This is a genomic window from Paucibacter sp. B2R-40 (assembly GCF_025717555.1).
Classification (GTDB): Bacteria; Pseudomonadota; Gammaproteobacteria; order Burkholderiales; family Burkholderiaceae_C; genus Paucibacter_A.
The window spans coordinates 556678-575201 of record NZ_JAJIRP010000001.1; the positions used below are offsets into that span (position 1 = coordinate 556678).

The following is an 18524-nucleotide window of genomic DNA, read 5'->3' on the forward strand; positions in this document are numbered from 1 at the left end:
AGGGCAAGCTCCCCAATAGAGGGCAAACCTGGGCGATTCGGCGCTGCTCGACTGCTAGCATCGGCCACCGCCGTCACCGAGCCCCCTCATGAGCTACCCCCATTTGCTTGAACCGCTGGACCTGGGCTTTACGACCCTGAAGAACCGGGTGCTGATGGGCAGCATGCATACCGGCTTGGAAGATGGTCGCAAGCATTTCGAGCGCATGGCCGAGTACTTCGCCGAGCGCGCGCGCGGCGAGGTCGGGCTGATCGTGACCGGCGGCTACGCGCCCAATATCGAGGGCTGGGCCAAGCCTTTTGCGGGGACCTTGGCGACCGGCGGCGCGGCCAAGCGGCACAGCATCATCACCAAGGCCGTGCATGCCGAGGGCGGCAAGATCGCTTTGCAGATCCTTCACACCGGCCGCTATGGCTATCAGCCTTTTTGCGTGGCACCCTCGCGCATCAAGTCGCCAATCACGCCGTTCACGCCGCGTGAGCTGAGTGCACGTGGCATCGAGCGGCAGATCCGCGCTTTCGTCCGCTGCGCCAGGCTGGCGCGCGAGGCCGGTTACGACGGCGTCGAGGTGATGGGCTCTGAAGGCTATTTCATCAATCAGTTTTTGGTCACGCACACCAATCAACGTTCCGACGCTTGGGGTGGCAGTTATGCGAACCGGATGCGGTTGCCGCTGGAAATCCTCACGCGCATGCGCGAGGCGGTCGGGCCGGACTTCATCATCATCTACCGGCTTTCGATGCTGGATCTGATCCCGAACGGCAGCAGCTGGGATGAGGTGCTGGAGTTGGCGCGTGGCGTCGTCAAAGCCGGTGCCACCATCATCAACTCCGGCATCGGCTGGCATGAGGCGCGCGTGCCGACGATTGCGACCTCGGTACCGCGCGCTGGTTTCGCCTGGGTGACCAAAAAACTGCGCGACCAGCTGCGCCTTGAGGGCATCACCATTCCGCTGATCACCAGCAATCGCATCAACACGCCGGTGGTGGCCGAAGGGCTGCTGGCCGACGGTTCGGCCGATATGGTCAGCATGGCGCGGCCGTTCCTGGCCGACCCTGAGTTCGTCAAAAAGGCGCGGGAGAACCGCGCCGAAGAGATCAATACCTGCATCGCCTGCAACCAGGCCTGCCTGGATCACACCTTTGCGCAGAAGATTTCGACCTGCCTGGTCAACCCGCGAGCTGCGTTCGAGCAAGAAATTCGCGTCATTCCGCTCGCCAAGAGCCAGCAGCCGCGCAAGAAGATCGCCGTGGTCGGCGCCGGCCCGGCTGGTTTGGCGGCGGCGACCACGCTGGCCGAGCGCGGCCATGAGGTCCATCTATTTGACGGCGCCGCTGAAATTGGCGGTCAGTTCAATATGGCGCGGCAGATCCCGGGCAAGGAGGAGTTCGCCGAGACGCTGCGTTATTTCCGCCGCCGCATCGAGATCACCGGCGTGCATTTGCATCTGCAAGAGCGCGTGGCGGCCGATACCTTGCTAGGTTTCGACGAGGTCTTGCTGGCGACCGGCGTGACACCGCGCGACCCGCGCATCAAAGGCCAGGCCGAGGGCGAAGCGCGGGGTCAGGTCTTGAGCTATATCGATGTCTTGCGGCACAAGAAGCCGGTCGGCCCGCGCGTGGCCATCGTCGGCGCCGGCGGCATCGGCTTTGATGTGGCCGAATATCTGGCCGAGCAGGGCGCTGAAGCAGGTCATTCGCTGACCCTGAATCCGCCCGCCTGGCGGCGTGAATGGGGGGTCGGCGACCCCAGCTTTGCGCGCGCCGGCCTGGTGACGCCGGAACCGGCCAGCTCAGCCCGCATCATCTCCTTGCTGCAGCGCAAGCAGGGCAAGCCCGGTGCCGGTCTGGGCAAGACCACCGGCTGGATACACCGGGCGGCGTTGAAGATGAAGCAGGTCGAGATGCTGGCCGGAGTCAACTACGAAGAAATCACCGACGAGGGCCTGTGGATCAGCTATGACAAAGGCCGTGTTGATAAGCAGCTGATTGCCTGCGACAGCATCATCTTGTGTGCCGGCCAGGAGCCCTTGCGCGAGCTCGAGGCACCTCTGCGTGCGGCAGGCGCACGCGTGCATTTGCTCGGCGGCGCCTTCGAGGCCGGCGAATTGGACGCCAAGCGTGCAATATTGCAGGGAACCCAGCTTGGCTGCCTGCTGTAAACCCTAGCCGGGCTCAAGCTGGCCCCGACACTACCGAAACGACGAGAACGAGGGGACACCGGTCGCAGCCAAGCGTGCGGGGGTGGACTTGGAAATCTACAAAAGCAGGGCACGGCAGGCCGGCTCACAAAGTCGACCTGTCTGGGCTTTAGCAAATAGTTTTGGTAGCCGATGAACAACATCTTTCACCGCTTGATGAGGGCCGTGGCCGCTTGCGCTGCCTGCGCCGCGCTATGGGGCGGGGCACCGGTCAGGGCCGCTGGCGAGCATGCATCGGGGACTGTTGGCGTGGATCTGCGCGACCCGATGTTCTGGTTGATCGCCTTCAGCCTGCTCGGCGCCGTGGCCATGGGTCTGGTGCTGGCGCTGGTGCATTCGCAGCGCTTGCGCTTGCGCCAGCGTCGCAGTGAATTGCTGCGGGTGCGACGCGAGCGCAGCAAGCTCAGCGCGCTGCTCAATGCCATTCCCGACCCGGTCTACTTCAAGGACGCGAACGGCGCCTACGAAGGCTGCAATCCGGCCTTCGAGCGTTGCACCGGCTTGCTGGAGGCGCAGCTGTTGGGTCGCCGTGATGATCAGGTAGAGCATCGTCCGGCCTGGAGTGACGCTTTGGCCGGGGCCGGCGGCGCAACTCAGCGCACGCTGGCCTGGGTGACGCAGCCGGACGGCGAACGCGCTTGCCTGGATGTGGCGCAAGCCCTGGTGTTCGACGAGGGCCTGTGCCTGGGCCAGATCGGCGTTGCTCGCGACGTCACCGCGCTGCGCGAGGTGACGACCAAGCTGCACCGGGCGGTGACCGTGTTCGAACATTGCGGCGAGGGCATCATGATGATGGACGCCGATCTGTTGATCCGCGACGTCAACCCGGCGCTCAGCGCCATCACCGGCTATGCCTGCGATGAGTTGCTGGGCACCATGCCCAATTACCTCCAACTCGGCGAGCAAGGGGCCGAGCTCTTGAAAGAGTTGTGGGCCGATGTCGGCGCCAAGGGCAAATGGAGCGGCGAGTTGGTGGATCGTCACAAGGACGGCAGCTGCGTGCCGCTTTGGGTGACCATCGTCAGCGTGCCGGCGCCCGAGCACGGCGGCGAGCCGCATTACCTGGCGGTGCTGACCGACATTTCGCGCATCAAGCAGACCGAGGCCGAACTGCTGCATCAAAAGCTGCATGATCGCTTGACCGGCCTGCCCAACCTCGCCTTGTTGCGCGACCGGATCGAGCGTCAAGTCGGCCTAGCCCAGCGCGACCAGACTCGCGTGGCGGTGTTGTATGTGGATCTGGACGGCTTCCGTGAGGTCAATGACATCGCAGGCCATGCGGCGGGTGACGCGGTGCTGAAGGCCGCCGCCGCGCGTTTTGTCAATGTGGTGCGGGCCAGCGACTCGGTGGCCCGCGTTGGTGCGGATGAGTTCGTCATCGTGCTGTCCGGCCTGGTGGATGAAGAAACCGCCATGCGTCTGGGAGAGCGCCTGATCGACGCGATGCGCGAGCCTATCTTCGACGGCGCCAGCGATATCAGCAAACGCTTCAATCTGGGCGCCAGCATAGGGCTGGCGCTGTTCCCGACTGACGGCGTGACGGTGGACGATTTGCTGCGCAACTCCGAGGCGGCGATGGTGCGCGCCAAAGTTCATGCTCGCAACAGTGTGCAGGCTTACCGGCCGGAGCTGACGCAGGCGGTCAAGCAGCGCTTTGAGCTGACCCATGCGCTGCGCCATGCCAATGAAGCGGCGCAGTTCCGGCTCGAATATCAGCCGCAGGTGCGGTTGTCGGACGGGGCGCTGATCGGCGCCGAGGCGCTGTTGCGCTGGCGCCATCCGACCCGTGGGCCGATCTCGCCCCTGGAGTTCATCCCATTGGCCGAAGAAACCGGTTTGATCATCCCGATCGGCCGCTGGGTCTTGGAGACCGCTTGCGCGCAGGCCGCGCGCTGGCAAGGTGTGGCGGGCAAGCCGCAGCAAGTCGCGGTCAATGTGTCGGCACGGCAGTTGCGCCAGGCCGACTTCATTCAAACCGTAGATTTCATTCTGGCCGAGACCGGCTGCCCGGCCCATGCGTTGGAACTCGAAGTAACCGAAAGTCTGCTGCTCGAGGATGCCGAGGGCGCGATCGAACTGCTGGGTGCCTTGAAGTCGCGCGGCGTGCGGGTGGCGATTGACGACTTTGGCACCGGGTATTCCTCGTTGTCTTATCTGCGCCGCATGCCGGTCAACACGCTGAAGATCGACCGCAGCTTTGTCTCCGAGCTGGGTCAGGACGCCAACGTCGCCGCGATTGCCCGCACCGTCATCGTGCTGGCGCGCAGCCTGCATCTGGATGTCTTGGCCGAGGGCGTGGAGACGGCCGAGCAGGCCGCCTGGTTGCAGCGCGAAGGTTGCGACTGGGCGCAAGGTTGGTATTACGGCCGACCGATGCCGGCCGAGGACTTCGTCGTTATTCCGCAGGTCTTGCCGGCGGGGCCGAAGTTGGCGGTGGTGAAGCGGCTGCAGCTGGCTTGATTCATCATCTTGTCATGCGGCGCTGGCAGGCTGCTGAAATGACGAGTAAAACACCCCAGCAAGAAGCCGCAGAACAAGCCGAGATGATGCAGCGCATGCAGGCCGATCTGATCGACAGCTATGACGAAGAGCTGGAGATGGAGATCGATGACCGCGCTTTTGACGAGGGCGGCGGCGCCTTCAGCGCCGAGCAGCGGGCCCAGCGCCGCGCCTATTTCAAAGAGCTGTTCCGCTTGCAGGGCGAGTTGGTTAAGCTGCAGGACTGGGTGGTGGCGACCAAGCACAAGGCGGTGATCATTTTTGAGGGCCGCGACGCGGCCGGCAAGGGCGGCGTCATCAAGCGCATCACCCAGCGCCTGAACCCGCGTGTTTGCCGCGTGGCGGCGCTGCCGGCGCCGAACGACCGCGAGCGCACGCAGTGGTACTTTCAGCGCTATATCTCGCACTTGCCTGCAGGCGGCGAGATCGTCCTGTTTGACCGCAGCTGGTACAACCGCGCCGGCGTCGAGCGGGTGATGGGCTTTTGCTCGGACGACGAGTACGAAGAGTTCTTCCGTTCGGTGCCCGAGTTCGAAAAGATGCTGGTGCGCGCCGGCATCCAGGTCATCAAATACTGGTTCTCGATCACCGACGAGGAGCAGCACACGCGCTTCCTCGGGCGCATTCACGACCCGCTCAAGCAGTGGAAGCTGAGTCCTATGGATCTGGAGTCGCGCCGCCGCTGGGAGGATTACACCAAGGTCAAAGAGACCATGATGGAGCGCACCCATATCGAGGAAGCGCCTTGGTGGGTGGTGCAGGCGGTCGACAAAAAGAAGGCGCGGCTCAACTGCATGGCGCATCTGCTGGCGCAAATGCCCTACCACGAGGTCGAACATGCGCCGGTCACGCTGCCGCCGCGTGAGCGCCATGAGGACTACGCGCGCCAGCCGGTACCGCCGGAAATGGTGGTTCCCGAGATTTATTGAACGGAATGCGGCAAGCGCCTGTCATCTGCTGCCGCTAGCATGGTGGCATGTCTTTGTTCAGCATGTCATCCGTTCCCAATGCCGTTCCTGCGTCGCCGTTTTGGCAGCTGCTGACCCGCCTCGGTGAAATTCAAATTCTGCTGCCCTTGGCGCTGCTGTGCGCGCTGTGGTTGTGGCGCCAGTCCGTGTCGAGTCAAACCCCGCAGCAGGCACGCTTGGCCGGTCGTTGGATGCTCTGCTTGGGGGCGGCCATCGCCCTGACCGCCGCCAGCAAACTGGCCTTTTTCGGCTGGGGTTGGGGTATCGCGGCTTGGGATTTCACCGGAATTTCAGGCCACGCGATGGCCTCTGCGGCAGTGCTGCCGCTCTTGGCTTGGTGTGCTTTTTTGGGTGCATCGCCGCGGTTGCGCCGCCTCGGCGTGGCGCTCGGCTTTGCCCTGGCAGCTTTGATTGCCTACTCTAGACTCAAGGTGGGCGCACACTCACCTGCTGAGTCTATGGCCGGCTTTTTTGTGGGTGGACTGGCCAGTTTGCTGAGCCTGCAACTGCTGCCGCGCGAGCAGCCCTGTATTGCCCCGCCTGTCAATGCCCCGCCACTATGGCTGCCGGTCGGCTTGCTGGCCGCCTTGCTCTTGATGCCGGTCGGCGCGCCGAAATCGCGCAGCCATGATTGGGTGATTCAACTCTCCTTGCGGATGTCGGGTCGTACGCAGCCCTTTGTGCGGGGCGATCTGCACCGGCCGCAGCTTACTGCCGTCAGTGCCGAGTCACCGCGCCGCCCAGCACCCGTGCCCAAAGCTGCTGCACAGTGGGGTCCAACTCCTCGGTGACGCTCAGGCCGTGGCTGAGCTCAAAACTGGAGTCAAAGTAGCCGCAAGCACCGCGGACCGGTTCGGGGTTCAGGAACACGAGGCAAGCTTGTTGATTCTCGCTTGAAGCGACGATTGCGATCGAGTTAGCGGCCTGGACTTGCATTTTGGACTCCGTATCTGGGGAAGGGCGGGGGTAGCTGCTGATGCAGTGCAGCAATATTCGGCGTTGTGGGGGCCGATTCCCATCCAACTGAAGGAGGAATCCGGGTGATTCGAGGGGGGATATGGGGGTGACGTATCCCCCAAAAGGGCGGTGCGCGGCCTTGGCCGGGCATGGCAATCGCTGCCTGTTTGAGCTCAATCCAAAGCCGGCAAAGTGACCAGGGTGGGAGCTTCAGCGCTATGGCCCACGATATTGCGGGTAGATCAACGCAGAACTTCAGTTTCGCAACTGATTGGCAGGCAAGGCCTCGTTCAATCCATGGACTTGATGAGTGCCGCCAATCGAGCAATTTCTACAGGCTCCTCGGCTTGAAGCGCAAGGACTGCATAGCGCACCGCCAATACAACCTGCCCATCCATCACCGTGATCGGCAACGAATCCTGACCGGAGCGCTCCACTTGCGCCCAGGCCGTTTGCTCAATCGATATCGGCCGATGCCGATGCCAGCCTGGCGTCAAAGTCTTGGCCGCACACACCGCTAATGCAGCACACTGCGGGGTTAGAAAAGTCTGAATTGCAGGTATGTCGGACTCCTTGGTTTGAACCTGTCTTCAGATGGATACAAGCTTGACGCGAAGTGCGGATCGCGACATACGCTGTATCAACTATTCCAATGTTGTGGAATAATTGTTTAATGGAAGAGCAACAAATCATCCGCTCCCTCGCAGCTCTGGCGCAAACCCATCGGCTCAAGGTGTTTCGCCTGCTTGTCGTGGCGGGTCAACAGGGCTTGACGCCAGGCAGTCTCGCTGAAGCCTTGGAATTGCCGCCGGCAACCCTTTCCTTTCACCTGAAGGAATTGACCAATGCCGGCATGGTGACCCAGGAGCGCGTAAGCCGGAATATGGTCTATCGCGCTGCGTTTGAGCACATGAACGCCTTGCTGGCCTACCTCACGGACAACTGCTGCCAAGGGGAGGCATGCATGCCAGCCTCGGCAACGGTCTGTGCCTGCTGAGTGTTGTCCACTTCCGAAAAGGATTGCCGTGCAGTGGCACTCGAGCGCCAGACCGGGCTGATGAACTTGCTACCCCTGACGACCCAGGTCAAGATGGCGCTGCAGTAGGCTGTGCGCGACATCGGCCAAGCCTGATTACCCGAGCTCCAACCATGACGACCAACGTACTCATTCTCTGCACCCACAACTCCGCCCGCAGCGTCCTCAGTGAGGGCATGCTGAACCATTGGGCCAAGAAGCTTGGCAAAGACTTGCGCGCCTTCAGCGCCGGCAGCGCCCCGAGCGGCCGACTGAACCCCTTCGCTCTGCAAGCGCTGACCCATGCCGGCATCGACGTGTCCGGCTACCGCAGCAAAAGCTGGGACGAGTTCACGACGCCTGAAGCACCACCGCTGTCCATCGTCATCACGGTATGTGACAGCGCGGCTGCTGAAACCTGTCCGGTCTTCTTTGGTGGGAATGAGAGTGGGGCCCCGCCGGTCAAGGTGCATTGGGGCTACCCCGACCCGTCTAACGCCGAGGGTGGCGATGAAGGCAAGCGCCGCGCTTTCGAGTTGACGCGCCAGGCCATTGGCTATCGCATGCTGCAGCTTCTGCAGTTGCCGCTCGAATCGATGGGCAAGCAAGAGCTTCTCGCCGCGCTCAACGCCATTTCCGCCACCTGAAGTGATCCCCATGACTGTTGGAACTCCGCAGAAGTTGTTGGCCGAAGCCCTGGGCACGGCCTTGTTGCTGACCGTCGTGATTGGCTCAGGCATCATGGCCGAGCGCTTATCGGGCGGCAATGTGGCTATCGCCTTGCTGGCGAACACCCTTGCGACCGTGTGTGGCCTCTACATCCTGATTCAAGTATTCGGTCCGATCAGCGGCGCGCACTTCAATCCGGCCGTGTCTTTGGTGATGGCCGCGCGCGGCGAGTTGCCCAAGGGTCTTCTTGCTCCCTATATCGCCATGCAGTTGCTTGGCGCCATGCTGGGTGCCTGGCTGGCACATGCGATGTTCGATATGAACATCCTGCAGTTCTCGACCAAGCTGCGCACGGGTAACGGCCAATGGATTGCCGAGGGTGTCGCCACTTTCGGCTTGCTGCTGGTCATTCTGCGTGCGCCGGCCGGCCGCGCATCGACCATGGTGGCGGCCTATATCGGTGCCGCCTACTGGTTCACGGCCTCGACCTCCTTCGCCAATCCGGCTGCCGTCTTTGGCCGCATGTTCAGCGACAGCTTTGCCGGTATCGCGCCAGCGAGCGCGCCAGGCTTTGTTTTCGCGCAACTGGTCGGGGCAGGCATTGCGGTGGGCGTCCACCACGTGCTGTCGCCCAAGGCGGCGAACGCCAAGGCCCATGAGTCTGCTGCGGGCACTTCGTCAAAGGCACGTCATGTCTGAGCCACTGTTTCCAGAGGCCACGTTTCCGGCTCTCGACGCTGAGCTGTTTGACGTGCCCACGCAGGAGCGTCTGGCGAACCCCTCGCCTTCGCAGCAGCGGCCTCGCTTCCTGTTGCTCTATGGCTCTCTGCGCGAGCACTCCTACAGCCGCTTGCTGAGCTTTGAGGCCGCACGCCTGTTGGAAGCCATGGGTGGCGAGGTGCGCATCTTCGACCCCATGGACCTGCCTTTGCCGGACGGTGCGCCGGACAGCCATCCGAAGGTCCAGGAGTTGCGCCAGCTGGCCATCTGGGCCGAAGGCATGGTCTGGTGTTCGCCGGAGCGCCATGGCGCGATGACCGGCGTGATGAAGTCTCAGATCGACTGGATTCCACTGGCCTCCGGCGCCGTTCGGCCCACACAGGGCAAGACCTTGGCGCTGCTGCAGGTGTCGGGCGGCTCGCAGTCCTTCAATGCCGTGAACCAGATGCGCGTGCTGGGTCGCTGGATGCGCATGCTGACGATTCCAAATCAGTCATCGGTGCCCAAGGCCTTCGCCGAGTTCACCGAAGAAGGCCGGATGAAGCCTTCCGCGTTCTATGACCGTGTCGTCGACGTCATGGAAGAGCTGTTCAAGTTCACGCTGCTCACGCGCGACCTCGGCCCTTACCTGGTCGACCGCTACAGCGAGCGCAAGGAAAGCGCCGAGGAACTGTCCAAGCGAGTGAACCAGCGCGCCATTTGAAGTGGAGCGGGGTTATGCCCGTCGAGGTCGGCGACAAGGATTCAATGCTGCAAGAGCGACTCACCGGCAAGCTGCCGTTCCGCACATCCGCTTTGAACAGACTTGGTCAGTGCTTCGCGCCAATGGGAAGGTCCGCATTGGGAAGGCCCGCAACGGGCACCATGCTGCTACCGAGTAGTCGACCTTTCAAAACGGCAGCGCCGTCGTATTCTTGACCTCCTCCATCACCGCATAGGTGCGGGTCTCGCGCACGCCCGGCAAGGTCCAGATCACGCTGCCGATGAACTCGCGGTAGGCGCTCATGTCCGATACCCGCGTCTTGAGCAGATAGTCAAAACCGCCCGCCACCAGATGGCACTCCAATATTTCGGGCCGCGCCTGCACGGCGGCCTTGAAGTTATCCATCACGTCTTGTACCGTGCGGTCGAGCAGGATTTCGATGAAGACCAACATCGCGGCGCCGAGCTTTTCCGGGTTCAGCCTGGCCTCGTAGCCGAGGATGTAGTTGTCGCGGGTCAGACGTTTGACGCGCTCCAGCACGGCGGTCGGTGACAGGTGCACGGCTTCGGCCAATTTCAGGTTGGAGATGCGGCCATCGCTTTGCAGCACACGAAGAATGCGGGCGTCTATCTTGTCGAGCGGGGTTTCCGGGTTCATGCTGTATTTTCCACTACTGAAGTGCGAATGATCTGAATTTAAAACATCTGATTCATTCATATAGTTCGGCTCTTCACTAGAAACAAGCCATCAAGGTTGCCGCCATGTCCACATTCGCTCTGCCCCCCGAAGCCGCCCGTCTGCCCGACCCCTACCGCGAGGAGATCGCGGTCGTCCGGGCGCTGGCGCAAAGCATGGGCACTGGACTTGACTGGAGCAGCGTCCTGACGCTGGCCGGCCCTTGGGTGCAGCAGGTGCGCGCCAACCCGGCGCCGTTCTGGGCGATGGAGTCGCTGCTGCGCGAGTACCCGATCAGCAGTTCCGAGGGTTTGGCCTTGATGCGTTTGGCCGAGGCGCTGCTGCGGGTGCCCGATGCGCCAACCGCGATCGCCTTGACCGCCGACCAACTTGGCCGCGGTCAGTTCGATGGCAGCTCAGAAGGCCCGCACAAGATGTTCGCGGCGCTGTCGGCCTCGGCGATTTCGCTGTCGAAGAAGTTCTTGCCGGACGCCGAAGGCTCGGGCGGCCTGATGACGCGGCTGGGCGCGCAGACCGTGGTCAGCGCCACCGTGCGGGCGATCCAGTTGCTCGGCCGTCAATTCGTGCTCGGCCGCAATATCAAGGAGGCAATGAGCGAAGCGGCCAGCGCACGCAAGGCCCAGCCACAGCTGAGTTTCTCGTATGACATGCTGGGCGAGGGCGCGCGCACCGAGGCTGACGCCCGCCGCTACCACGCCGCCTATGTGGGCGCGATCAAGGCGATCGCCAGTGGCGCGCGCGCCGATGCGCCCGAGCAGGCCGATGGCATTTCGATCAAATTGAGTGCGCTGTTCTCGCGCTATGAAGTGCTGCAGCGCGAGCGCGTGTTTGCCGAGCTGCTGCCGCGCGTGTGGGAGCTGATCACCTTGGCCGCTCAGGCCAATATCAATCTGACGATAGACGCCGAAGAGGTCGAGCGCCTGGAGTTGTCGCTGGACGTGCTGGACACGCTGGCCGCCCGCATCGCCAGCACTTACCCGCAATGGCGCGGTTTCGGGCTGGCCGTGCAGGCCTATCAGACGCGTGCGCTGCAGGTGATTCACGAGGTCGCCGCGATCGCCCACAAGCATGGCCTGCGCTTCATGGTGCGCCTGGTCAAGGGCGCCTATTGGGACGGCGAGATCAAGCGAGCCCAGGAGCAGGGCTTGGCGGCCTACCCGGTGTTCACTCACAAGCAGCACACCGATGTGTCTTACCTGGCCTGCGCTCAGGCGCTGATCGGCCACGCCGACGTGATCTACCCGCAGTTCGCCAGCCACAACGCCGGCACCATCGCCGCCATTGTGCTGATGGCGCGCAAGGCCAATGCGAAGTTCGAGATGCAGCGCCTGCACGGCATGGGCGAGGGCGTCTACCGCGAAGTGCTGCGCGACGGCAGCATCCCTTGCCGGGTCTACGCGCCGGTCGGTGAGCACCGCGACCTCTTGGCCTACTTGGTGCGCCGCTTGCTGGAGAACGGCGCTAACTCGTCTTTTGTGCACCAGCTCGCCGACGTCAATGTGCAGGTGCCTGAGTTGCTCGGCTCGCCCTTGGAACAGGTGCAAATCAGTGGCGCCTTGCCGCTGCCGGGCGCGCTCTACTTCGATCGCCTCGGCCATGGCCGCATCAATTCGACCGGCGCCGACCTGACCGACATCGCGCAGCGTCAGCCTTTGCTGCGCGCGCTGGAACAGTGCCAGGTCTTGCCGGTGGCTGAGGCCAGCCCAGCCTATCTGGCCTCGACGATGGCTGGCCTGCAAGCCGGCTTTGCGGGCTGGAACTCGACACCGGTGCAAGAGCGTGCGGCCGTGATGCGGCGTGCCGCTGCGGCACTGGACGCGCGCCTGCCCGAGTTCTGTGCATTGCTGGTCAAGGAAGCTTTCAAAACCCAGGGCGACTGCGTGGCCGAGGTGCGCGAGGCGGTGGACTTCCTGCGCTACTACGCCGACCAAGCCGAGAGCGACGGCCCGGCGATGCAAGGGCGCGGCGTGTTTGTCTGCATCAGCCCCTGGAACTTCCCGCTGGCGATCTTTGCCGGACAGGTGGTGGCAGCGCTTGTTGCCGGCAATACGGTGGCGGCCAAGCCGGCCGAGCAAACGCCGTTTGTGGCGCTGAAATTTGTTGAATTGCTCTATGCCGCCGGTGTACCGCATGACGCCTTGCAATTGCTGCACGGCGCGGGTGAGACGGTCGGGGCCGGCCTGGTGGCGGCCGAGCAGACCGCCGGCGTTTGCTTCACCGGCTCCACCCAAGTGGCGCAAATCATCAACCGCACGCTGGCCGCCAAAGAGGGTCGGGTCGTGCCTTTGATTGCCGAAACCGGCGGGCTCAACGCCATGCTGGTTGATTCAACGGCCTTGCCCGAGCAGGTCATTGATGCCGTCGTGCAGTCGGCCTTCCGCTCGGCCGGTCAGCGCTGCTCGGCGCTGCGCTTGCTGTGCGTGCACGAGAGCATTGCCGACGGCGTGATCGAAATGCTCAGCGGCGCGCTGCAAGAGCTGTGGGTTGGCCAGCCGGCCGACTTGGCGACCGATGTGGGCCCGGTCATCGATGACGAGGCTTTCGACAACGTCGCCAAGAACATCGAACGCTTGAAGCGCGAGGCCAAGTTGATCGCCGAAGCGCCGGTGCACGAGAGCATGCCGCGCCTGATCCGCCCGATTGCGTTTGAGCTGAACAGCATCAGCGCCCTGCGCCAGGAGATTTTCGGCCCGGTCCTGCATGTGGTGCGCTGGGGCGGCGAGCCGGACGCGGTCATCGAGCAGATCAATGCGCTCGGCTATGGCCTGACGCTGGGGATTCAGACCCGCATCGACAGCCGCGCCTTGCGCCTGGCCCACAAGGCGCGCATCGGTAACGTCTATGTCAACCGCAACATCATCGGCGCGGTGGTCGGTGTGCAGCCCTTTGGCGGCGAAGGCATGTCGGGCACCGGCCCGAAGGCGGGCGGGCCCAACTACCTGTACCGCTTCTGTGCTGTAGCTGCGGTGGCTGAAGCCGCGCCGGTTGGTGTCGTCAATGCGGCCGCTGTGCCCGCCGTGCCGGTGGCCTCCGCCATTGCCGCTTTGGCAGCGGGTTACGAAGTTTGGAGCGAGCGGCCTTTGAGCGAGCGCGCCGCTTTGCTGGGCCGTGCGTTTGCTGGCCAAGCCGAGGCCGGCTTGGTCGGCGCTCGCCTGGTGCATGCCGAGCTGGCGCTGGCTGACAAATCGTTGCCCGGCCCGACCGGCGAGAGCAATGAGTTGCGTCAGCATGGCCGTGGTGTGTTGGCCCTGCAGGCCAGCGCAGCCACTTCGGATACTTTGGCGCTGGCCGTGGCCGCCGCTCTGGTGGCGGGCAATAGCGTGGCCTTGCTGGTGGATGGTGCCAGCGCGGCAAGGGCTGAGGCCTTGCAGACCAGCTTGCGTGCGGCCGGCCTGCCGACCGAGGCCTTGCTCTTGTTGCCCGGCGCAGCGCAGAGCCTGACGGCCTTGCTCGACGACGAGCGCCTGGCCGGCGTCTGCCTGCTCAGCGCTAACGCGGGCGCAGAGCGGGCCTTGCTGCGCCAGATGGCCGCCACCGAAGGCGCCATTCGGCCGCTGATCAGCCCACAGGAGTTGCTTGATGTGCGTCAGCAATATCGCTTTAGCGCGGAGCAAACGCTGACTATCAACACGGCGGCCGCCGGCGGCAATGCGGCTTTGCTGGCCGGCATGCACTGAACTCGCGGCTCGGCTGCAGTTTGAAAGGGCGCTTGGCGCCCTTTTTCTTTTTACTTTGTATTAATTTGTCAGCTGGCAATCACAAGACCGGGCTGCGGCGTTAAATTCCGACTTTGTTTGGGTAGCTTGGGCCAAGCCCAAAAGGGGCGCTGATGCCGAATCCAGATCAAGAATTGCCAGCAAGCTGGGCTGCCAACGCACTCCCTGCGACTGGCCCTTGGCTTGAGGCCTTGATTCAGCGTGCACCGGTCGGTATCGCAGTGATCGAAAGTGGCGGCCGATATCTGAGCGTCAACCCTGCCTACTGCGAGCTCTATGGCTACCGTGCGGCCGAGATGCTGGGCCAAAGCTTTCTGATGGTGTTTGCGGCCGAGCAAGGTGAACAGCTACTGCAGCGGCACCAGCGTTTTTTGACCGAGGGCGGCGAACTGAAGGGGGAATGGGACGTGCTGCGGCGGGACGGTACGCAGCTGCGCGTCCACTCTGAGTCGGTGGCTTTGCGCGGTGACGATGGTCGCATGAGCCGCTTGGTCTATGTGATGGATATCACCTCAAGCAGCCAGCTCGAAAAAACCAAGGAGGCCTCGCGCCGGCAAGTTCTGTCGGTGCTGGACGCGCTGTCGGCCCATATCTGCGTGTTGGACGAGCGGGGTGTCATCGTCAAGGTGAACCGGGCTTGGCGAGAATTTGCCGTCGCCAACGGCGGTTCCCCTGAGTTGTGCGGTGAGGGCAGCGACTACCTGGCTTGTTGCGCACAGGCGCTGGCCAGCGGCGAGCCAGGTGCACAAGCGGGCGCCGACAGTTTCACGAGCAAACTCAGAGAGCTCATGGCGGGTGGGCTGGACAGCTTTCAAATGGAATACCCTTGCCCGTCGCCACAAGGGCAGCGTTGGTTCGTGGCGCGGGTTTCGCGCGCCTTGGATGCCGACCCGCCGCGCATCGTCATCGCACATGACAGCGTGACCGAGCTCAAGCAGGTGCAGGAGGCGCTGCGCCACCAAGAGGCCGAACTGCGAGATTTGGCGGCATCTGTGCCCGGCGCCTTGTTTCGACTGCTGGTGCGTGCCTCGGGCGAGCTTGAATTTGTCTACTTCAGCCCTGGTGTGCAGGCCTTGCTCGGCCTGAGCCCGGCCCAAGCCTGCGGCAACGGCCGTGCCCTGCTGCGTCGCGTGGCGCCAGCGGATCGCGCGGGCTGCGAGGCTTCCTTGCGCAAGGCGATCGCCGCCTGCCAAGCCTGGGAGCATGAGGTGGAGTTTGACGTGCCCGGCGCCGGCTCCAGATACTTGCATGTCAAGGCAAGGCCGAAGCCGGCGGGGCCCGGTGAATGCTTGCTGACGGGCGTCTTGACCGATATCTCGGCCCGTATGCAAGCCGAAGCGGCGCTCAGAGCCAGCACCGAATCCTTTCGCATCTTCTTTGAAACCGTGCCACATGGCGTGGTCTACCATGCGAGTACGGGGCGCATCACGGCCGCCAATCCAGCGGCTTGCGCCTTGCTGCGGCTCAGCCGCGATCAGTTGCTCGGCAAATCGCCTTTTGATTCGGCCTGGCACGCCATACACGAGGACGGCAGCGACTTCCCGGCCGAGCAACACCCCGCTATGGAAGCCTTGCGCACTGCCCAGCCGGTGCGGCAGGTGGTGATGGGCTTGTGTCTGCCGGAGGGCAATTTGATCTGGTTGCAAGTCAACGCCACGCCTTTGTTCAGGCATGGCCTATTGAGCGAGGTTTACAGTAGTTTCGAAGACATCACCGAGCTGATTCGCACTCGTCAAGAACTGCACCGCCAAGCCAGCACTGACCACCTGACCGGGGCCGCCAATCGGCGTCATTTCATGGAGCGCCTGCAGGCCGAATATGGGCGTATCCAGCGCCGGCCAGAGTTGTGCAGCTGCGTCGTGACGCTGGATCTGGATCATTTCAAAAAGATCAATGACAGCTTCGGCCATGCCGCAGGGGACGCCGTCTTGCGCCACGTGACCTTGTTGATGCGCCTGGGCACGCGCCCGCTCGATGTGGTGGGCCGCATTGGCGGCGAGGAGTTTGCGCTGTTATTGCCCGACACCAGTTGCGAAGACGCACAGGCCTTGGCCGAGCGGCTGCGCCAGCGCATCGAGCAGAACCCGGCCCAATACCGGCAGGCCATCATCCCGGTGACGGTCAGCATTGGCATCAGCGCAATGCTGAGCCAGGACGGCAGCGCGGAAGCAGCGCTGAGCCGGTCCGATCAGGCAATGTACGGCATCAAAGAGAATGGCCGCAACGGCGTCAGCGTGGGCTGAATTTGACCCCGCCTGTTGCACAATCAAGGCTAGCCCCCTGGAGATAGAGATGCTCAATTTGAATCAAGCAACGCGCCGCATAACGTTCAATCGCCTGAGTCTGCTGGGCGTCATCGCCTGGGCGGCCATGCTGGCACCGTCGGCCAGCTTCGGCATCGAAATATTGAACCAGCAAGGCGCAAAGGAAATTGCCGAGAATGCCAAGTTGCCCGGCTCGGTGTCGACCGGCTGGCGGGTCTTCCAGCAGCGCTGTGCCAGCTGCCACGGCTCGGCCGCAGAGGGCACAGACAAAGCGCCAGATTTGCTGCCTCGCGTGCGGCAAATGGGCGCGGAGCGCTTCTCCAACCTGGTGCTCAAACGCTATGACTGGAGCGCTACGCCGGCCGCCGCCAACAACCCCGCGCCCGCTGGTCAGGCCGTCATGCCCGCATGGCAGAGCAATCCGATGGTCAACGCCCATATCGTCGACCTATATGCTTATTTGAGCGCACGCTCCGAAGGCTCGCAAGGGCCGGGTCAACCAGCGCCCTGATCGTTCGCACGCAAGTATGTAGAGCAGGCATGTAAAGCTTGCTTTACATGCTCCCGCATTTTCGGTAAAGTGGAAAGCACGCTTTACATGAAAGGTGCGTGCGAGATGAATTCCAAGCAATATTTGAAAGAGCTGGGGCTGGCGTTGTTGGCCTACACGGCGGTCTTGTCGGGGTCGATCATCTGGCTCGAGGGCCATCCGTCCTTGGCCTCGCCCTGGCGTGATCTGATCGCGCTCAGCCCAATGCTGCCGGGCGCTTTGATGGTCTGGGTGATTCTGCGCCAGTTGCGCCGGCTCGATGAGTTGCAGCAGCGGGTGCAGTTTGAGGCCCTGGCCCTGGCCTTCGCCGGCAGCGCCTTCATCACCTTCAGCTATGGCTTTCTCGAAGGCCTGGGCTATCCGCGCCTGAGCATGTTCGTGGTCTGGCCGCTGATGGCTGTGTTGTGGATGCTGGGTCTGGTCCTGGCGGCCAGGCGCTACAAATGAAGAACCTCCTGCGCGAGCTACGCGCCCAGCGCGGCTGGTCGCAGACGGAGCTGGGTGAGCGCCTGAAGGTGTCGCGGCAGACCATCAATGCGATCGAAAACGAGCGTTATGACCCTAGCCTGCCGTTGGCGTTCGAGATCGCCCGGGTATTTGAAATGCCGATAGAGGCGATCTTTTCAGCCGCTTGAATGGATGGACACGGCTCGAGGGCGGCGGCAGTGCTGCGCAGCTTGATATCGAAGCAGCTCGACTGAGGGTTGACGCAAATCGAGCCTTTGTTCTCTGGAACTTTAGACAGGCGCCGTGCCGCCTCTGGTAAATTGGCAGCGTGTGTTCATTGCCCCAACTTATCAGAGCTTTGCTCCGCCTGCCAATTGTCTGTGCAGCGATAGGGCTTGGCATGGCTTGTCACACAGCCGTGGCCACGGAATTCCGCGTCGATCTGATTCAGTTCGACCCCTGGGCCAAACCCAACCCTGACCTCGCGCAGGCCGCCAAAGAGCCCTATGTCGGCATCATTGTCGATCTGCTCAGAGAGTTCGAGCGCCGCAGTGGCTTCAAAACGAGCAGAACCTTGACCCCCTATGCCCGGGTGGAGCGTGATTTGCAGGTCGGCGAGACCGACTTTTCTATCATGGCCTGGGGCGATGCGCGCGCCTCATACGCTGTCCGAGGTACAGTCATCGTGCCGCTTGAGTTTGGCATTATTCCCCGCAGTGGCCTGGTGCTGAAGGACTATGCCGCTCTTCAGAAGGTGGTCATCGCGGTCCCGCGCGGCCTCAAGGTCGACCCGCGTTTCGATCAAGATGAGGGCATCAAGAAGGCACTCTTGCTGGACTACACCCAGGCGATCCGCATGACCATGGCCGACCGCGACGCCAAAGCGGTGGCGGGCTCTTTGTCCACATTGAGCCACATCATTCGCAAGCTTGAGCTCGAGGCCGAGTTCGGCGATGCATTGGTGCTCAACACCACCCATCTGACCGTGGCATTTTCAAAGAAGTCGCCCTTGCTGGAAGCCCAGACCCAGGTCAACGCCGTCTTCAAATCCATCGTCGACGACGGCACGGCCAAGAAAATCTATGACCGCTGGATGTTCCCGCCGCGGCCCTGATCTGCG

At 63.0% G+C, this 18524-nt stretch carries 15 protein-coding genes; 14 read left to right on the forward strand and 1 reads right to left on the reverse strand.

Annotated elements, in window-relative coordinates:
• Positions 1-88 precede the first annotated feature (88 nt).
• The 8 genes from LNV09_RS02465 (at position 89) to arsH (ending at position 9731) form a co-directional block, all read left to right on the forward strand.
• On the forward strand, positions 89-2161 hold the full coding sequence (locus LNV09_RS02465) for an NADPH-dependent 2,4-dienoyl-CoA reductase (RefSeq protein WP_263555481.1): 2073 nt from the start codon (positions 89-91) through the stop codon (positions 2159-2161).
• Positions 2162-2332: 171 nt separating this feature from the next.
• Entirely contained in the window at positions 2333-4660 is a 2328-nt protein-coding gene (locus tag LNV09_RS02470; RefSeq protein WP_263555482.1) for a sensor domain-containing protein, read from the forward strand.
• Positions 4661-4743: 83 nt separating this feature from the next.
• Positions 4744-5628, forward strand: a complete 885-nt coding sequence (gene ppk2, locus LNV09_RS02475) for a polyphosphate kinase 2 (RefSeq protein ID WP_411969209.1) — start codon at positions 4744-4746, stop codon at positions 5626-5628.
• A 62-nt stretch (positions 5629-5690) separates the two neighbouring features.
• A complete protein-coding gene (locus LNV09_RS02480; RefSeq protein WP_263555484.1) occupies positions 5691-6458 on the forward strand; it encodes a phosphatase PAP2 family protein in 768 nt (255 codons plus the stop codon).
• An 839-nt stretch (positions 6459-7297) separates the two neighbouring features.
• On the forward strand, positions 7298-7621 hold the full coding sequence (locus LNV09_RS02485; RefSeq protein WP_263555784.1) for an ArsR/SmtB family transcription factor: 324 nt from the start codon (positions 7298-7300) through the stop codon (positions 7619-7621).
• 152 nt (positions 7622-7773) lie between these two features.
• Complete coding sequence (locus LNV09_RS02490) at positions 7774-8286, forward strand: arsenate reductase ArsC (RefSeq protein ID WP_263555485.1); 513 nt, start codon at positions 7774-7776, stop codon at positions 8284-8286.
• 10 nt (positions 8287-8296) lie between these two features.
• Positions 8297-9007, forward strand: a complete 711-nt coding sequence (locus tag LNV09_RS02495; RefSeq protein ID WP_263555486.1) for an aquaporin — start codon at positions 8297-8299, stop codon at positions 9005-9007.
• Positions 9000-9731 carry an arsenical resistance protein ArsH gene (gene arsH / locus LNV09_RS02500; protein WP_263555487.1) on the forward strand — a complete coding sequence of 244 codons (732 nt, stop codon included), beginning with the start codon at positions 9000-9002 and terminating at the stop codon, positions 9729-9731. Before LNV09_RS02495 ends, arsH begins: the two co-directional genes overlap by 8 nt.
• A gap of 186 nt (positions 9732-9917) precedes the next feature.
• Here arsH and LNV09_RS02505 read toward each other — a convergent pair whose 3' ends face one another.
• A complete protein-coding gene (locus tag LNV09_RS02505) occupies positions 9918-10388 on the reverse strand; it encodes an Lrp/AsnC ligand binding domain-containing protein (protein WP_263555488.1) in 471 nt (156 codons plus the stop codon).
• A gap of 104 nt (positions 10389-10492) precedes the next feature.
• Between LNV09_RS02505 and LNV09_RS02510 the strand changes: the two genes are divergently transcribed.
• The 6 genes from LNV09_RS02510 to LNV09_RS02535 all read left to right on the forward strand — a co-directional run bounded on the left by LNV09_RS02510 (position 10493) and on the right by LNV09_RS02535 (position 18518).
• Positions 10493-14104, forward strand: a complete 3612-nt coding sequence (locus LNV09_RS02510) for an L-glutamate gamma-semialdehyde dehydrogenase (protein ID WP_411969194.1) — start codon at positions 10493-10495, stop codon at positions 14102-14104.
• Positions 14105-14334: 230 nt separating this feature from the next.
• Positions 14335-16386: a sensor domain-containing diguanylate cyclase gene (locus LNV09_RS02515; protein ID WP_263555489.1), complete on the forward strand. Its 2052-nt coding sequence runs from the start codon at positions 14335-14337 to the stop codon at positions 16384-16386.
• A 49-nt stretch (positions 16387-16435) separates the two neighbouring features.
• Positions 16436-16918 (forward strand): c-type cytochrome, encoded by a 483-nt coding sequence (locus tag LNV09_RS02520; protein WP_263555490.1) that lies wholly within the window; start codon positions 16436-16438, stop codon positions 16916-16918.
• Between the two features lie 105 nt (positions 16919-17023).
• Entirely contained in the window at positions 17024-17404 is a 381-nt protein-coding gene (locus LNV09_RS02525) for a hypothetical protein (RefSeq protein ID WP_263555491.1), read from the forward strand.
• Entirely contained in the window at positions 17401-17592 is a 192-nt protein-coding gene (locus LNV09_RS02530) for a helix-turn-helix transcriptional regulator (RefSeq protein WP_263532512.1), read from the forward strand. The genes LNV09_RS02525 and LNV09_RS02530 overlap by 4 nt, the downstream gene beginning before the upstream one ends.
• Before the next feature lie 212 nt (positions 17593-17804).
• Positions 17805-18518 (forward strand): substrate-binding periplasmic protein, encoded by a 714-nt coding sequence (locus tag LNV09_RS02535; protein ID WP_263555492.1) that lies wholly within the window; start codon positions 17805-17807, stop codon positions 18516-18518.
• Positions 18519-18524: the final 6 nt, after the last annotated feature.

Excerpts from the sequence above, each read along its gene's own strand:
- LNV09_RS02535 (WP_263555492.1), top strand. The coding sequence starts at position 17,805 with ATGGCTTGTCACACAGCCGTGGCCACGGAATTCCGCGTCGATCTGATT.
- LNV09_RS02510 (WP_411969194.1), top strand. The coding sequence starts at position 10,493 with ATGTCCACATTCGCTCTGCCCCCCGAAGCCGCCCGTCTGCCCGACCCC.
- LNV09_RS02470 (WP_263555482.1), top strand. The coding sequence starts at position 2,333 with ATGAACAACATCTTTCACCGCTTGATGAGGGCCGTGGCCGCTTGCGCT.
- LNV09_RS02530 (WP_263532512.1), top strand. The coding sequence starts at position 17,401 with ATGAAGAACCTCCTGCGCGAGCTACGCGCCCAGCGCGGCTGGTCGCAG.
- LNV09_RS02520 (WP_263555490.1), top strand. The coding sequence starts at position 16,436 with ATGCTCAATTTGAATCAAGCAACGCGCCGCATAACGTTCAATCGCCTG.
- ppk2 (WP_411969209.1), top strand. The coding sequence starts at position 4,744 with ATGATGCAGCGCATGCAGGCCGATCTGATCGACAGCTATGACGAAGAG.
- LNV09_RS02465 (WP_263555481.1), top strand. The coding sequence starts at position 89 with ATGAGCTACCCCCATTTGCTTGAACCGCTGGACCTGGGCTTTACGACC.
- LNV09_RS02480 (WP_263555484.1), top strand. The coding sequence starts at position 5,691 with ATGTCATCCGTTCCCAATGCCGTTCCTGCGTCGCCGTTTTGGCAGCTG.
- LNV09_RS02490 (WP_263555485.1), top strand. The coding sequence starts at position 7,774 with ATGACGACCAACGTACTCATTCTCTGCACCCACAACTCCGCCCGCAGC.
- arsH (WP_263555487.1), top strand. The coding sequence starts at position 9,000 with ATGTCTGAGCCACTGTTTCCAGAGGCCACGTTTCCGGCTCTCGACGCT.
- LNV09_RS02505 (WP_263555488.1), bottom strand. The coding sequence starts at position 10,388 with ATGAACCCGGAAACCCCGCTCGACAAGATAGACGCCCGCATTCTTCGT.
- LNV09_RS02495 (WP_263555486.1), top strand. The coding sequence starts at position 8,297 with ATGACTGTTGGAACTCCGCAGAAGTTGTTGGCCGAAGCCCTGGGCACG.
- LNV09_RS02525 (WP_263555491.1), top strand. The coding sequence starts at position 17,024 with ATGAATTCCAAGCAATATTTGAAAGAGCTGGGGCTGGCGTTGTTGGCC.
- LNV09_RS02485 (WP_263555784.1), top strand. The coding sequence starts at position 7,298 with ATGGAAGAGCAACAAATCATCCGCTCCCTCGCAGCTCTGGCGCAAACC.